Source organism: Rhodococcus sp. NPDC003318 (assembly GCF_042879035.1).
Classification (GTDB): domain Bacteria; phylum Actinomycetota; class Actinomycetes; order Mycobacteriales; family Mycobacteriaceae; genus Rhodococcus_G.
The window spans coordinates 22602-38329 of the sequence record NZ_JBIAOU010000020.1; the positions used below are offsets into that span (position 1 = coordinate 22602).

General features: G+C 70.1%; 10 protein-coding genes. 6 read left to right on the forward strand and 4 right to left on the reverse strand.

All coding sequences use genetic code 11. The features are described from left to right. The first annotated feature begins 45 nt into the window (after positions 1 to 45). Positions 46 to 3579, forward strand: coding sequence for a protein kinase (locus ACFYVR_RS22580; protein WP_387477343.1), 3534 nt, complete (start codon positions 46 to 48; stop codon positions 3577 to 3579). Positions 3580 to 3748: 169 nt separating this feature from the next. Here the strand turns inward: ACFYVR_RS22580 and ACFYVR_RS22585 are convergent, their stop codons facing one another. Continuing rightward, positions 3749 to 4765 carry a beta-ketoacyl-ACP synthase III gene (locus tag ACFYVR_RS22585; protein WP_387477345.1) on the reverse strand — a complete coding sequence of 339 codons (1017 nt, stop codon included), beginning with the start codon at positions 4763 to 4765 and terminating at the stop codon, positions 3749 to 3751. Positions 4766 to 5149: 384 nt separating this feature from the next. On the opposite strand from ACFYVR_RS22585, the gene ACFYVR_RS22590 reads away from it, so the two are divergent. The 3 genes from ACFYVR_RS22590 to ACFYVR_RS22600 all read left to right on the forward strand — a co-directional run bounded on the left by ACFYVR_RS22590 (position 5150) and on the right by ACFYVR_RS22600 (position 8943). Next, complete coding sequence (locus ACFYVR_RS22590; RefSeq protein ID WP_387477347.1) at positions 5150 to 6322, forward strand: DUF4185 domain-containing protein; 1173 nt, start codon at positions 5150 to 5152, stop codon at positions 6320 to 6322. 34 nt (positions 6323 to 6356) lie between these two features. Further along, a complete protein-coding gene (locus ACFYVR_RS22595; RefSeq protein WP_387477349.1) occupies positions 6357 to 6989 on the forward strand; it encodes a class I SAM-dependent methyltransferase in 633 nt (210 codons plus the stop codon). Between the two features lie 118 nt (positions 6990 to 7107). Beyond that, a complete protein-coding gene (locus ACFYVR_RS22600; RefSeq protein ID WP_387477351.1) occupies positions 7108 to 8943 on the forward strand; it encodes an acyl-CoA dehydrogenase in 1836 nt (611 codons plus the stop codon). A gap of 67 nt (positions 8944 to 9010) precedes the next feature. Here the strand turns inward: ACFYVR_RS22600 and ACFYVR_RS22605 are convergent, their stop codons facing one another. Together ACFYVR_RS22605 and ACFYVR_RS22610 are read right to left on the reverse strand one after the other, a co-directional pair. Further along, a complete protein-coding gene (locus ACFYVR_RS22605) occupies positions 9011 to 10774 on the reverse strand; it encodes an alpha/beta hydrolase (RefSeq protein ID WP_387477353.1) in 1764 nt (587 codons plus the stop codon). Between the two features lie 155 nt (positions 10775 to 10929). Then, positions 10930 to 11250: a GYD domain-containing protein gene (locus ACFYVR_RS22610; RefSeq protein ID WP_387477355.1), complete on the reverse strand. Its 321-nt coding sequence runs from the start codon at positions 11248 to 11250 to the stop codon at positions 10930 to 10932. 74 nt (positions 11251 to 11324) lie between these two features. Here ACFYVR_RS22610 and ACFYVR_RS22615 point away from each other — a divergent pair, with 74 nt between their 5' ends. Together ACFYVR_RS22615 and ACFYVR_RS22620 are read left to right on the forward strand one after the other, a co-directional pair. Next, the gene (locus tag ACFYVR_RS22615) at positions 11325 to 12134 is read left to right on the forward strand and encodes a DUF72 domain-containing protein (protein ID WP_387477435.1); all 810 of its coding nucleotides are present in this window, start codon (positions 11325 to 11327) and stop codon (positions 12132 to 12134) included. Positions 12135 to 12188: 54 nt separating this feature from the next. Then, the gene (locus ACFYVR_RS22620) at positions 12189 to 13397 is read left to right on the forward strand and encodes an oxygenase MpaB family protein (protein WP_387477357.1); all 1209 of its coding nucleotides are present in this window, start codon (positions 12189 to 12191) and stop codon (positions 13395 to 13397) included. 21 nt (positions 13398 to 13418) lie between these two features. Here ACFYVR_RS22620 and ACFYVR_RS22625 read toward each other — a convergent pair whose 3' ends face one another. Next, the gene (locus ACFYVR_RS22625; RefSeq protein WP_387477359.1) at positions 13419 to 15524 is read right to left on the reverse strand and encodes a VanW family protein; all 2106 of its coding nucleotides are present in this window, start codon (positions 15522 to 15524) and stop codon (positions 13419 to 13421) included. Between the last annotated feature and the right edge of the window lie 204 nt (positions 15525 to 15728).

Below are 15728 nucleotides of genomic sequence, written 5' to 3' on the forward strand. Positions count from 1 at the left end.
TGTGGATCGGCAGGTGGGGGATCGGGACCGAGACCCGGCACGACGATGTCTGAGCTCGACCCCCGCCCCGCCCCGCGCGCGGTACCCACAGGCATCGCCACCGATCTCGCCGCCGCAGGATTCACCGACGGTGAGGAGATCGGCCGCGGTGGCTTCGGTGTCGTGTACCGCTGCTCGCAGCCCGCACTCGATCGGACAGTCGCGGTGAAGGTGCTCAGCGGCGATCTCGACCCCGAGAGCCTCGAGCGGTTCCTGCGTGAACAGCGCGCGATGGGCGCCGTGTCGGGGCACCCGCACATCTGCAACATCCTTCAGGTCGGCACGATCGGATCGGGTCGGCCGTACATCGTGATGCCGTTCCACCCGCACAACTCGTTGCAGGAACTGATCCGCCGCGACGGCCCCCTGGACTGGACCGCGGTGCTGCGGCTGGGTGCGAAGATGGCGGGCGCGCTCGAGACGGCGCACCGCTCCGGCACCCTGCACCGCGACGTCAAACCGGCGAACATCCTGCTGACCGAGTACGGCGAACCGCAGCTGACCGACTTCGGCATCGCGCGCACACGCGGCGGATTCGAGACCGCGACCGGGCTGATCAGCGGGTCTCCCGCCTACACCGCGCCGGAGGTCCTCGAAGGCCGCTCCCCGAGCGTCCGCTCCGACGTCTACAGCCTCGGCGCGACCCTGTTCTGCGCGATGACCGGCCATGCCGCCTTCGAACGGCACGAGGGCGAACAGGTCGTGGCCCATTTCGTACGCGTCACCGCGCACCCGGTCCCGGATCTGCGTGGCGGTGACGTTCCCGCCGACGTCAGCTCGGCCGTCGAGGCGGCGATGGCGACCGACCCCGCAGACCGGCCTGCCACCGCCGCCGACTTCGGCATGCGACTGCAGGACCTCGCGCTCGTCCACGGACTCGGGGCCATCGAGATGGCGCTGCCCGCCGCCGCCACCAACTCGGCCGGCACCGTGGGCCCGACCACGCTGACCCACCGCGCCGGCGAGGACGGCAGGCACTCCGCGTACTTCCGGTCGACCGGCACTCTCGGCCCGACCCGGCGGCCGACCGCGCCGACCCCACCCGCACCCGCCACCCGGTTCCGCCCCCCGGTCACCGGCCGCACCCTCGTCGCCCGCGAACGCCTCATCGAGAAGTTCCACCCCGGAGAACGCCGGCGGCTGACCGTCATTCACGCCCCCGCCGGTTTCGGGAAGTCCACCCTCGCCGCCCAGTGGAGCGCCTTCCTCGCCGCGGACGGAGTCACCGTCGCCTGGCTGACCGTCGCCCCCGACGACGACAACGTCGTCTGGTTCCTCTCGCACCTGGTCGAAGCGGTCCGCCGCGCCGAATCGGCGCTCGGCGACGAACTGGGCCAGGCGCTCGAGGACCACGGAAACGACGCCGCCGCCTACGTCATGACCACGCTGATCAACCGCATCCACGACGCCGGGCAGCACGTCGCGGTCGTCATCGACGACTGGCACCGGGTCACCAGCGCCGAATCGCATGCCGCGCTCGACTACCTGCTCGACAACGGCTGCCACCACCTCCAGATCGTGGTGACCAGCCGCACCAATACCGGACTGCCCCTCGCCCGCATGCGCGTGCTCGACGAGCTGATCGAAATCGACTCGACGGCACTGAGATTCGAGCCGAACGAGTGCGAGGAACTGCTCGTGGGGCTCGGCGGACTGCACCTGTCGCACGCCGAGGTCGCCGGGCTGTGCCGCTCCACCGAGGGCTGGGTGGCGGCGCTGCAACTGGCGTCGCTGTCACTGCGCAGCAACGACCGGCCCGGTGAACTGATCGAGCACCTCGGCGAGCAGCACGCCGTCGACGAGTTCCTCGCCGAGAACGTCCTCGACACCCTCGAACCCGACCTGCTCGACTTCCTGCTGACCACGGCGATCACCGAACGGACCACCGGATCGCTGGCGTCCGCGCTCGCCGGGGTCCCGCACGGCCGCGCCCGCCTCGAGGAGGTCGCGGCCCGCGACCTGTTCCTGGTCCGGCTCGGCGAGGACGTGACCGAGCGCAGATCCACACGCAGCGCCGACTGCTGGTACCGGTACCACCACCTGTTCGCGAAGTACCTGTGCCGGCGACTCGAACGCGATCACCCCGAGCGGGTCGCCGGACTGCACCGGACGGCGTCCGCCTGGTTCGCCGATCGGCACCTGCTCAGCGAGGCCGTCGACCACGCGCTGCTGGCCGGTGATCCCGATGCCGCGGTCGCGCTGGTCGAACGGGACGGCACGTACCTCATCGAGCACTCCCGGATGATCACGCTCCTCGGATTGGTGGACAAGCTTCCGGCGACCACCGCCGCGGGCCGGGCGCGACTGCAACTGATGGTGGCGTGGGCGAACGTCCTGCTGCAGCGTCCGGGACCGTGTCGACGCGCCCTGGCACTCGTCCGCAACGCGCTCGACACCTCACCCGACCCCGACCAGTCGGTGGAAGCCGACGTCGTCGAGGGGGTGATCGCCGCGTTCAGCGACCTCCCGGAAGACATCGAGCGGTACACCGAGACCTGCCTCGCCGATCCGGCCAGGTACAGCCCGTGGGTGGTGACCGCCGCCGCCAACATCCGGACCTTCGGGGCGCTCTACCGGTTCGACTTCGACGCGGCGCGCCGCTGGCAGGAGTGGGCGACGCCGTACCACGAGGCGATGAGCGGCCCCTTCGCCACCATGTACAGCTACTGCATGGTCGGCATCGCGGCCAACGAACAACTCGCCGTCGAGGCGGCGGAGGACTGGTTCCGCCGCGCGGTCCGGGTGGCCCGCGACCTGTCCGGCCACCGCTCGCATTCGGCGCGTCTGGCGTCCGCGATGCTCGGCGAACTGCTGTACGAGGAGAACAAGCTCGACGAGGCGGAACAACTGCTCGACGAGGGATTCGCTCTCGGCGGCGAGGGCGGGATCGTCGAGTTCATGATCGCCCGCTACGTCACGGGCGCCCGCATCAAGGTGCGGCGCGGCGACCCGGACGCCGCGGCGCAACGGCTCGCCGAGGGCGCCCGCACCGCCGACACCCTCGATATCCCGCGGCTGCGGGCACGGATCGACAACGAACGCATCCGCCTCGGCTTCCCGGTGACCGCCCGTACCCGCGCGCCGCGCTATCCGACGCTGCCGCCGGTCGACGACGTGCCCGACGGCAGCGCCGAGATCACGGCACAACTCGAGGATGCGACGACGGCCCGTCTCCTGGCCCGCACCGGGACCCCGGCGAACACCGCGCAGGCGTACCGGATCGCGCAGGCCTGGGTGGATCGGCTGGCGGGGACCCGGCGGGCCCGTGCCCGGCTACAGGCCGACCGGTTGCTCATCGCCTGCCTGTACGCGGACGGTCGGGACGAGCGCGCCCTGTCCGTCCTCGCGAGCGTGGCCGCGCGCTGCGCCCAGCACGGGATGCTGCGCTACCTGCTCGACGGCGGGCCGACCATCCTTCCGGGGCTGTCGCGACTTCGGGCCGCGGCCGCTGCCGGCGAGTGGGACCAGTCCTGGCCGACGATCCCGATCGAATTCCTCGAGGACGTCCTCACGATCGCCGCGGCCGACCCGCACCGGTGACCCTCCGGATCCCACAACCCCTCCTACCCCCGCCCGGGGTGAAGGGGACATTCATGCGGCCTGACGAGACGAAGGCCGCCTTCAGCCCCCAGGGTGAAGGGGACATTCATGCGGTCTGACGAGACGAAGGCCACCTTCAGCCGGGAGGGTGGAGGGGGTGCCCGCGTCGTCAGTCGGCGAGCACGGGCATCGTGACGACCTGGCCGGCGTAGGCGAGGCCGGCGCCGAAGGCGAGCAGCAGCGTGGTGTCGCCGGGCTTCACCTTGCCGGTGCGCAGCATCTCCTCCATCGCGAGCGGGATCGACGCGGCGGAGGTGTTGCCGGTCTCGGCGATGTCGTTCGACACCGCGACGTGCTCGGGCAGGTTCATGCTGCGGGCGATCACCTCGGTGATCCGGGCGTTGGCCTGGTGCGGGACGAACGCGTCGATGTCGTCGATCGTCAGGCCGGTCCTGTCCAGGGTCTGCTGGGCGATCTTGCCCATCTCGAACGCGGCCCAGCGGAACACGGAGGTGCCCTCCATGATGATCCACGGACGCTTCTGCGTCGGGTTGGTGGCGAAGTCCACCCAGTCGGGCTCCTGGCGGATCGCGCGGCCCTGAGCGCCGTCGGACCCCCACACGACGGGACCGATGCCGGTCTGCTCGCTGCGGCCGACGACGACAGCGCCCGCGCCGTCACCGAAGATGAAGCGCACGGACCGGTCGGTGGGCTCGGTCGAGTCGCTCATCCGCTCGACGCCGATCACCAGGACGTGGTCCTCGCTGCCGGCGCGCACCAGGTCGGACGCCAGACCGAGGGCGTAGCAGAAGCCCGCGCACCCGGCGGAGACGTCGATGGCGCCGGCACCACCGGTGCCGAGTTCCTCGGCGACCAGGGCCGAGCACGCCGGGGTCTGCAGCGGGTAGGTCGAGGTCGCGACGATGACCGTGCCGATCTGCTCGCCGGTCAGACCGGCGGCCTCGAGCGCCTTGCGTCCCGACGCGATCGCCATCGCGAGCACGCTCTCGTGGGGCCCCGCGAAGCGACGGGTCCGGATCCCCGAGCGGGACTGGATCCACTCGTCGGTGGAGTCGATCTGCTCGCAGATCTCCTCGTTGGTCACGACCCGCTCGGGCCGGTACACGCCGAGCCCGAGGATCGCGGAGGGTCGAAGTTCGGTGGTGTTCGCGATCGCTGCACCCATAGGGACTGTCTCCTCTGTCTTTCTGCCGTCGGATGCTCGGGCGAAACCACGAACTCCTCGCCCGACACGGTACTGGGCGGCCCTCGCGCGTGGTGACGCCTCCACCGACGAACTGGACGGTCCACCGAATACCACTGCGGGATCTTGTCACCGTCGACGGTCGGACGGCACGGGAAACGTTGCATCCAGGGGCGACAGGGACCACACCGTCAACACGGATGTACTCGTGTCACGATCATCCACTCGAATGACCCCGTTTCTCACTACGATCGTCTCGCGGCGGCCCGTGCCGATTCAGATGGGCCGCACGGGGGTCCAGCCCTCACTGCTCCACGCTTTCTGCAACACGACCGAGCGCGACGACAGTCGAAGGGTGAACGTGGCATGAACGTACGGGTACTGGGTAGACGCGGCCGACAGGGCCGGACCGGATCGGCGCTGCGGGCCTCGATCCTCGGAACGGCGAAGGTCCTCGCCGTCGCCACCGTGACACTCCTCGTCACGCCGCTCGGCTCACCGGCGGCGGCCAACCCGAACACGGTCAATCCCATCCCCGGATTGAACGGAACGAACGGCCTGCCGCAGCTGCCCGGCCGCACCACCGCCGTCTCCCAGGCCACCGGACTGCTCAGCGCCAACCGCACCCAGGACGACAATGTGCTCGGCACCGACCTGGGCATCATGTGGGACAACGGCAGCGGACAGATCCTCACCGCGTTCGGCGACTCCGCGGGCCTCGGCCTTCCCAACCTGCTCAACGGCAGCCTGTGGGCGTGGCGGAGCAACACCCTGTTCCGCAGCTCCGACCGCAACCTCGCCGACGGCATGACCTTCGACAGCACACCGCAGGACTTCCTCGGCCAGTCCAAGGAGCTGATCCCGAGCCCGAAGATCCCGTTCGTCGAGATCAGCCGGATCCCGACCGCGGGAGTGGCGGTCGACGGCGTCCAGTACATGTCGCTGATGTCGGTGAAGAACTGGGGCCAGCCGGGTCAGTGGGAGACCAACTTCTCCCGGCTCGCGGTCTCGGCCGACAACGGGGAGAACTGGGCCGAGGTACCCGAGACCGACCGGCCGAACGTGGACGGCAACCGCAACTTCCAGATGAGCGCGTTCCTGAAGGACGGCGGCTACGTCTACCAGTACGGCACCCCGCCCGGGCGGAACATGCTCGCGTACGTCGCGCGGGTACCCGAGAAGGAGATCCGCGACCTCGGTGCCTACGAGTACTGGAACGGCACCGAATGGAAGAAGGGCGACGTCAACGCGGCCGCCCCGATCGTGTTCGGCGGAGTCGCGGAACTGTCGGTGCAGTACAACGAGTACGTGGGTCAGTACCTGATGCTCACCACCGACGCGTTCAACTCGGTGGTGATGCGCCGGGCCCCCAGCCCGACGGGTCCGTGGGGACCGCCCGAGGTGTTGGTCGACACCCGGGAGTTGCCGACCGCCTACGGCGCGTACATCCATCCGTGGTCGAGCGGGCCGGACCTGTACTTCCTGACCACCGTGCACTCGAACTACAACGTCCTGCTGCTGCACACCAGCCTCGGCTGAGCCGAGGGCGACGGGGCCGCCGTACGGTCGCCGCATGGACGCACAGGACTGGGACCGGCGGTACGCCGGCGACGAACTGCTCTTCGGGGCCGCCCCCGAGCCCGCCGTGGTGGAGTTCGTCACGTCACTACCGGCGGGACGTGCCCTGGACCTCGGGTGCGGGGAGGGACGCAACGCCCTGTGGCTGGCGTTGCACGCCTGGCAGGTGGTCGGCGTGGACTTCTCGACGGCGGCACTCGCGAAGGCGGTCCGCGCCGCGAGCCCCCTGCCTCGCGCCACTCGGGAGCGGCTGACCTGGGTGGATGCCGATGTGACGCAGATCCGACCGGGACCGGACTACGACCTGGTTCTGGCCTGCCGCCTCGGGTTGTCGCGGGAATCACGGACGTCGGTCCTGCGCCGGGCGGCGGCTGCGCTGCGCCCCGGCGGCACGATGCTCATACTCGAACCAGGCGCCCGCGCCGAGACGACCGGTGGAGGTGAATCCGATTGCACACCAGAATCTCTCACCTCCGGGCTCGACGACCTCCTGGAGCTCGTCGCGGTGCGGTCGGAGGACGTCCGCGACCCCCACCTTCCCGGCGATCCGGCACATCCGAACGGCCGCTCGAACACCCTCGTCGTCGGAATCCGCCCGTACCTTGGCAGCGAACTGAATCGCGAGTAACATCGGCTAAGTTACCGACGAGTAGCCACTTGGGCGGTACTACGACCAGGGCTGGACAGACCCAGAACGTGGTCGCACACCAGGAACTAGACCGCACCATCTCAGGGAGACAGAGGACATGGGGCATTACAAGAGCAACGTTCGTGACCTGGAGTTCAACCTCTTCGAGGTGCTCGACCTCGAGAAGCCGCTGAGCGAGGGAACGTGGGGCGATCTCGACGCCGACACCATCAAGAACATGCTCAGCGAGGTCGCGCGGCTCGCCGAGGGCCCGCTCGGTGAGTCCTACGCCGACGCCGACCGCAACCCGCCCGTGTTCGACCCCGAAACCCACGAGGCGACGCTGCCCGAATCCTTCAAGAAGTCCTTCCGGGCGATGTGGGATGCCGAGTGGTACCGGATGGGCCTCAGCGAAGAGGTCGGCGGCGTCCCGGTGCCGCGCGCCCTCGTGTGGGCCATCTCGGAGATGATGCTCGGCGCCCAGCCCGCCGCGTTCATGTACCAGGCCGGACCGTCGTTCGCGGACGTCCTCTTCAAGAACGGCACCGACGAGCAGAAGCAGTGGGCGGCCACCTGCGTCGAGCGCGGCTGGGGCGCGACGATGGTGCTCACCGAGCCGGACGCCGGCTCCGACGTCGGCGCCGGACGCACCAAGGCGATCAAGCAGGACGACGGTTCCTGGCACATCGAGGGCGTCAAGCGGTTCATCACCTCCGCCACCTCCGACGACCTGTTCGAGAACATCTTCCACCTGGTCCTGGCCCGCCCCGAGGGCGCGGGACCGGGCACCAAGGGTCTGTCGCTGTTCTTCGTCCCGAAGTTCCACTTCGACTTCGAGAAGAACGAGCTGGGCGAGCGCAACGGCGCCTTCGTCACCAACGTCGAGCACAAGATGGGACTCAAGGCCTCCGCGACCTGTGAGCTCACCTTCGGTGGCCACGGCGTGCCCGCCCAGGGCTGGCTGGTCGGCGAGGTGCACAACGGCATCGCGCAGATGTTCGACGTCATCGAGCACGCCCGCATGATGGTCGGCACCAAGGCCATCTCCACCCTCTCGACCGGCTACCTCAATGCGCTCGACTACGCCAAGCAGCGCGTCCAGGGTGCCGACCTGACGCAGATGACCGACAAGGCCGCGCCGCGCGTGACCATCACCCACCACCCGGACGTGCGCCGGGCACTGGCGATGCAGAAGGCGTACGCGGAGGGCCTGCGAGCGGTGTACCTGTACACCGCCGCCCACCAGGACGTCGAGGTCGCCGAGCACGTCTCCGGCGCCGAGGGCGACGTCGCGCACCGCGTCAACGACCTGCTGCTGCCGATCGTCAAGGGTGTCGGTTCGGAGCGCGCGTACCAGTACCTGACCGACTCGCTGCAGACCCTCGGCGGCTCCGGCTTCCTGCAGGACTACCCGATCGAGCAGTACATCCGCGACGCGAAGATCGACTCCCTCTACGAGGGCACCACCGCGATCCAGGCGCAGGACTTCTTCTTCCGCAAGATCGCCCGCGACCGCGGCGTCGCCCTGGCGCACGTCGCCGGCGAGGTCAAGAAGTTCATCGACCGCGAGGACGCCGACAACCGGCTCAAGTCGGAGCGGGCGCTGCTCGCCACCGCGCTCGAGGACGTTCAGGCGATGGTCGCGACGCTGACCGGATTCCTGATGGGTGCCCAGGAGCAGCCGACCGAGCTGTACAAGGTCGGCCTCGGCTCGGTGCGCTTCCTGCTGTCGGTCGGCGACCTGCTCATCGGCTGGAAGCTGCTCGAGGCGGCCGAGATCGCACTCGGCAAGCTCGACGCCGGAGTCTCCGCCAAGGACAAGCCGTTCTACGAGGGCAAGGTCGCGACCGCGTCCTTCTTCGCCAAGAACGTGCTGCCCGAGCTGACCGCCTCGCGCGGCATCGTCGCCAACGTCGACAACGACATCATGGAGATCGACGAAGCGGCGTTCTGATCAACCTGATCAACCCGTGAGGGCCGATGCCGCACCCGCGGCATCGGCCCTCACGGCGTCTGCCCTTCTACTCGCCCGCGACGGCGGACTTGATGCGGTCGAGGTCGGCGTCCGTCATCCCGTCGGGCTGCAGGACGGCGTTCCATCCGTCGACGTACTCGGTGGTGTAGTGGTGCCCGTGCCCACCGGGGACGCCGGTGGAGAACGGGAGGTCCGCGGTGACCTGCCAGAAGGTCACGAACGGCATCCAGACCATGTCCTCGAGGACGTCGTGGCCGGGCGGTTCGGAGATCCAGTCGGGCTCGCTGAAGATCAGATCCGGACTCCACCACACGATGGGGTCGGACGGGTGCATCAGGTAGAGAACCCGGCTGCCGTCCCAGGACTGCTGCGCGGGCGGGATGCCGGCGGCCGCGTCACTGGTGAAGCGGACCGTCCGCCCGTCCTTGTAGGTCGGCTCGGACTCGAGGCTTCCGGCGTCACGGCCCTCCCGGAACTCGGTGAACAGGGTGTTGAAGTTCGGAGGTCCGGCGAACAGCGTGCCCGACGTCCGGTTCCGCAGGTCGTATTCGCCGCTGAACGCGGTCTCACCGCCGAACGAGCCCAACGACTCGCCCGCGACGTACAGGTTGGGACGCTCGTCCTGCGGCAGCTTCGACCACCGGTCGTAGACCGCGTCGAACAGGTCCCGACCGGCCTCCCGGGCCTTCGACTGGTCCACGAGGTACGAAATCCACGACGGCAGATAGGAGTACTGCATGGTGACGGTCGCCGCGTCGCCGTCGGTCAGGTACTCGAACGCGTCCACCGCGGCCGGGTCCACCCAGCCGCTGCCCGTCGTTGTCATCACGAGCAGGTTCTTCCGCTGGAAGCCGCCGGCTCGCTCGAGGTCGTCGACCGCCAGCACCGCCCGGGCCTCACTCGAATCCGCCGATTCCAGGCCGGCATAGGTCCGGATCGGCTCCTCGGCGGGACGCCCGACCACCTCGGTGATCTCGGACGGCGTGGGACCGCCGGCGACGAAGTTGCGCCCCTGGTAGCCCAGTGTGTCCCACGGCACCACACTGCCTGGCCCGCCGGACCGGAGCCCGGACGTCGTCTCCTCGACGCCCTCCTCCGTGGTGCCGTTCTTGACCGAGAACGCCTCGTTCGCGAGGGAGGACAGGCCGCTGAGCAGAACACCGGAGACCACCCACCAGACCAGCAGGGCCACCAGGGCCCACCCGACGACCGCGGCCGCGCGGGCGCCGATCCAGCGACGAAGCAGGGCACCGACCCAGTGGTAGAGGTTCCGGATGCCCCGTCCCATCGCCACGAGCAGGCAGAACACGATCGCGGCGATCAGCGGCGACGCGACGGCGAGTGCCACGTTGTACTCCGTGACACCCATCAGGGCGCGAATCTGGTGCTGCCAGTACTGTCCCGCCGCGAAACTGCCGACGAGAAGCACGACGGCGACGACGGCGAACAGCTGCCACGAGCGCCGGCGCGCCGGCCGCGGGGGCCGGTCGGCGAACGCCCGCCAGATCGCGGCCGCCCAGACTCCGAGTCCGTAACCGATCGACGCGGTGATGCCCCAGACCAATCCCTGCAGGAATCCGCCGCGGGGCAGGAGCGAGGGCGTGAACGACAGGCACGCCAGGATCAGCGCCCCCCAGGATCCCGGCAGCGTGAACCTGCCCAGATACCGGCGGCCGCGGGCGAGTGCCCCCGACCCGTCCGTGCCCGGCGGAGGGTCCGGGTGCCCGGAGTCCTCCCGGCGTTCCCCCTGCCGATCGTCGGCCCCCGGATCAGGCACCCGCACGCCGACCGACCCCGATCCGTCCGCCATCACGTCGTACCTCCTGGTGACAGCCGCGCCACAACGGCACGACGGACTACATGTTCACCCGGAATCGGCACGATCGCATGGCAGCCACGCGCTCCGGTTCGAAAAAGACGCAATCGCCTCGCCCCGCACCGGACCTCGCCGAGGGCACCGCTTCGTCAGCGACCGGGCGGGCGGTAGTCCGCGGGACGCTTGACCGCCTCGTCGATCTGCTCCGGGGTCAGGAGCGCGACCGTCACCGTGCGCGCGGCACCCGCGGCGGCGGTGCGGATGCTCATCGTCGCGGCCGCGACCTCGTCGGGTACGTCCCCGATGACGTAGAGGTCGTCGCCGCCGAATGCGAAGTAGCAGCTCTCGACGGTGCCTCCGACGCTCTCGACCGCGGTGCGGATCGCGTCGCGGCGAGCCGTTCCGCCCTCGGCGAGCAAGCCGCCGGCGCCGTCTGCGGTGTATCCGACGCGCCACAGGTACTTGGGCATGTTCCCTCCTCGGTTGCCGGGTGCCACCATCGTCCACCCCGGCGGGTGGGCGCGGGTGTGGGATCGTGAAGATCGTGGCACGGATCCGCGTCGGGATCTCCGGTTGGACGTATCCGAACTGGCGAGGCGACTTCTACCCGAAGGGCCTCGTGCACCGACGTGAGCTCGCGTACGCGGCGGAGCGGATGACGTCGATCGAGATCAACGGGTCGTTCTACTCCCTCGGGCGGCCGACGGCCTACGTGCGATGGCGGGACGAGACACCGGACGACTTCGTGTTCGCGGTCAAGGGCTCCCGGTACATCACACACGTCAAGCGGCTCGGCGACGTCGAGACGGCCCTGGCGAACTTCCTCGCGTCCGGCGTCCTCGTACTCGAGGCGAAACTCGGCCCGTTCCTGTGGCAGTTGCCCGCGACGCTGACCTTCGACGCCGACCGCTTCGACGCCTTCCTCGCCGCACTCCCCCGGTCCACGACCGCGCTGGCCGAGGCCGCGACACGTCACGACGCCAAGGTTCCCCAGGCGTACACGGACGCGGACGCCCGCCGACCGGTGCGGCACGCCGTCGAGGTGCGTCACCCCTCGTTCGCGACCCCGGAGGCGCTGCGGCTGGCGGAGCGGCGGACGGTCGCCGTCGTCGTCGCCGACACCGCCGGCAGGTTCCCGGTGATCGACACGCCCACAACCGATTTCATGTACGTCCGGCTGCACGGCCACACGGAGCTGTACACCAGCGGTTACGCGTCCCGCACCCTCGACATGTGGGCGCGCAGAGTCGGGGGATGGGCCGAGGACGGACTGGACTCGTACGTGTACTTCGACAACGACGCCCGCGGCCGGGCCCCGTTCGACGCGCTGGCACTGCTGCGGCGTCTCGACTGACCCGACTCCAGGCAGGTATTGACAACACACGTTGTCAGTTGCAGGGTGGGCGGTGTGACCACCACCGCGACCGGACCCACCCGCTACATGCGCGACCGCGCGAAGTCGGCGCGGGTGACCGCACCGCTGCGGCCCTTCGCCTGGCCCGCACCCGATGCCACCCCGAGCGAGGCCGCACAGCTGCGCCGCGCACTCCTCGCACGGGACGAGCCGAGCGCCGCCCTGGTCCGGGCCGTCCGCGAGGACCGCACCGTCACTCTCGCCCAGTTCCGGCAGGCCCTCGCCGAGGGCGTCGACGCCGTCCCCGACGCGCCCGCCCCGCTGCGCGAGTACTTCGCGCTCCTCGAGGACACCCCCGCCTGGGTGGACCGCGAGAAGATCGCGCTGGGTGCGCGCACACTGCGGCGCGTCGGCTCCGACGTCGGTGACGTGCTCGCCTACGGCTCGCTGCTGGGCGGGTACAACAACTCGGGTCCGCTGCCGGTGCTGACGGCGTCGGGGCGCCTCACCGGCGAACGGACCCGGCGGCGCATCGCCGAAACCGGAACGTGGTGGAACGCGTGCGTCGCGGACGGCGGACTCGACCGCTTCGGCGACGGATTCACCCTGTCCGTGCACGTGCGCCTGATGCACGCCTTCGTCGACTACCACCACGAACACGAAACCGACTGGGACAGCAGCGAACGCGGCCTGCCCGTCAACCAGTTCGACCAGGCCGGCACGCTCGGGCTGTTCTCCATCACCTTCCTGCTGCACACCCGGGTGCTCGGCATGCGGTACACGCGGCGCGAGGCCGACGCCGTGCTGCACCTGTGGTGCTACGTGGGCTGGCTGATGGGCGTCGACCCGCGCTGGCTCCCCTTCGACGAACGAGCGGGCCTACGCATGATGTACCAGATCGGTGCGTCGTCGCCGGCGGCGGACGAGCACAGCTACGCACTGGCGCGGTCGCTGGTGGACCTGCCGTTGCACACCCGGTATCCCCGGTTCGCGCGACTGCGTCGCCGCTACGAGTACGAACGCGGATTGTCGCTGGCCACCACACTTCTCGGCCCGGCAGGCGTCAGGGCGCTCCGGGTGCCGGTCCGCCCGCCGTGGTACCCGGCCGGACGGATCGCCGTCAACATCGCCAAACATCATGTGGTGGGCCGATTTCCGGCGGGCAAGCGCCACCTGCAGAGGTTGGGTGAGCGGCAACTGCACCGGGACCGGCTCCGCGTCCTCGGCGGCGAGATCCCCGACGTCGCACCGATTCCCCACTGACGGTCACCGCGGGCCGCGCCGTCACTCCCCTTCCGGTGCCTCCGCGGCAGGAGCGGGGGCGGCTGCGGGTGCCGGTGCGGGTTCGGGTTCGGGTTCGACGCATCGGACGATCGGCACCGGGTCGTACTTCACCGTCCGCGTGGTGCGGGACAGTTCCCGACCCGTCGCGTGGTCGCTGATGACGCGGGTGTCCGAGGTGGTGAAGCCCTGCGCACCCGACGACGCGATGCAGCCGGAACCCGCGGGCAGGGTGACCGTGTTCGGCGACGTGTAGGCGTACCGGTCCCCGGTGATCGACTCGACGTCGACGGTCTTGGTTCCCCACAGCCGGACCGTGATGTTCGAACTGGTGCCGATCGTTTCGATCAGCACACCGGTGTCGGTGTTGTTCGTGAACTTCAGGTCGATGGCACCCTCGAACACCGTCGCCTCCCGCGCCTCGGGGTACCGCGAGATGTAGTAGCTGTGCTCGGTGTGACCGGCGTCCTCCATGCCCGCGAAGTACGAGGCGTTGTACAGCGTCGTGGCGAGCTGGCTGATGCCGCCGCCGACCGCCGTGTCCGGACGGCCGTTGTTGATGATCCCGGACGAGACGTAGCCCTGCGCGGTGCCGCGCGGACCCGTGTAGTCGTTGAGCGAGAACGTCTCTCCGGGCCCGACGAGGGCCCCGTCGATCTCGCCCGCAGCGAGTCGGATGTTGACCCCGGAAGCGTATTCGAATGCGCCGGTGGTGAACTCACCGATCACCTCGGTGACGCCGAGCTTGTGCGCGGCGTCCGTCGTCAGCTGCGGTTCCTTCGGCCCGTACACGGCGGCGACGGTGCGCGACCCCGTCCCGGTGAGCAGGGTCGGCAGCGATTCGAGGCTCACGTGCCAGTCGACCATCTCGCCGCTCACGCCCGGTACCACCGTCGGGACACCGCCGGAGAGGGTGATCGACGCGTCCTTCGGCGCGAGCTCGGTGCCCGCCAGCTGCGGCGCGAGCACGCCGATCGCGGCGTCGACGTTGTATTGCGGTTCGAGGCCGCCGTCGCCGCCGGGCACGAACGACAGCACCGAACCGATCCGGTCCCGCGCGAGCACCGCGGTCGCGCCGTCCCGACCGGTGACCACGACGTCCGCCGACACCGCCGGCGTCGCGACGTCGCGCATCGCGGCCTCGACCCCGGACCGGGTGACCGCGACCGCGGTCACCTCGACCGGTGCGTCGACGCCGTCGACCGTGGCCCAGCCGTCGGCGAACGCGTCCATCGCCGCGGTCACGTCGAGGCTCTGCCCCTGCAGCGGGTCGACGGCAACCGGTGTCGCACCCTCGAACCGGATGGTGCCCTCGACCGGTGCACGGTCCGTCTGCGGGCGCAGCCCCTCGATGGCGGCGGCGAGCGCGACGTCGTCGCGGGTCGAGGCGACCCCGACCTCCCGGTGGGTGAACAGAGACGTGAACCGGGTGATCGGGTTGCGCGGTTGGTCGCCGGCCCGGTCCAGCGTGGCCGCCCAGTCGACGCCGACCCCGGCGGAGACGGGCACCAGATCGGTGGTGACGTCGCCCGCGCGGACGGTCACCGGCTGCTGCGTGCGGGGTTCGATGGCGGCCCGCAGCGTCGCCTCCGCCTCGGCATGGGACTGCCCGCCGACGTCGACGCCGGCGACCGTCACGCCGCGGGGCACCCGGTCCGAGGACAGCGCGAGGTCTGCGACGTACCAGACGACCGCCGCCACGACCGCGGCGATCGCCGCGCCGATCGCGATCCGGCGGGTGCGCGGCCCGTCGGTTACCCAACCGCCGTGGCTGAAGGCGCCCTTCGTGCGGTCAGACCGCACGAAGGGCGCCTTCAGCCGGGGGTCGTCGGACGGCGGTGCCGGCTGGTCCGCCGTCGCCTTCGGCAGCGCCGCGGTCGGTGCGTCCTCCGGGCCGATGCGTTCGGTGACGGCGTCGGCGGAGGTGGCGGCGTCCTCGGACGTGCCTGCGGCGGTCTCGGTGGTGGCGGTCCCCGGGTTCACGGTCTCGACCGCCGGTGGCGTCGTGTCGGCGGCGCCCCCGGACTGTGGGGCAGGCTCCGGCGACTGCGCGTCGCGCAGCCCCGATCCCTGTTCCGCACCCGAGTGCTTGTCGATTCCGCCAGACATTCACGGCCCTCCCGGTAATGTTCATCGGCTGGGCCAGGACCCGCTTTCGAACATCCAGGGTAGCCGGACGAATCGGGCACCCTCGCGGTGGCGGTCCCCGCAGACAGAGGTGTCCCGCGCTGCAACCGGGTCGGGGGTCTGGCTGCAACGCGGGACGACCTGAGTATCGACGCCCCAGGACGGGGCGTTACACAGAAACAGAAA

Coding starts and splice junctions, on each gene's coding strand:
- ACFYVR_RS22580 (WP_387477343.1), top strand. CDS start 46: ATGTCTGAGCTCGACCCCCGCCCCGCCCCGCGCGCGGTACCCACAGGC.
- ACFYVR_RS22585 (WP_387477345.1), bottom strand. CDS start 4,765: ATGGGTGCAGCGATCGCGAACACCACCGAACTTCGACCCTCCGCGATC.
- ACFYVR_RS22590 (WP_387477347.1), top strand. CDS start 5,150: ATGAACGTACGGGTACTGGGTAGACGCGGCCGACAGGGCCGGACCGGA.
- ACFYVR_RS22595 (WP_387477349.1), top strand. CDS start 6,357: ATGGACGCACAGGACTGGGACCGGCGGTACGCCGGCGACGAACTGCTC.
- ACFYVR_RS22600 (WP_387477351.1), top strand. CDS start 7,108: ATGGGGCATTACAAGAGCAACGTTCGTGACCTGGAGTTCAACCTCTTC.
- ACFYVR_RS22605 (WP_387477353.1), bottom strand. CDS start 10,774: ATGGCGGACGGATCGGGGTCGGTCGGCGTGCGGGTGCCTGATCCGGGG.
- ACFYVR_RS22610 (WP_387477355.1), bottom strand. CDS start 11,250: ATGCCCAAGTACCTGTGGCGCGTCGGATACACCGCAGACGGCGCCGGC.
- ACFYVR_RS22625 (WP_387477359.1), bottom strand. CDS start 15,524: ATGTCTGGCGGAATCGACAAGCACTCGGGTGCGGAACAGGGATCGGGG.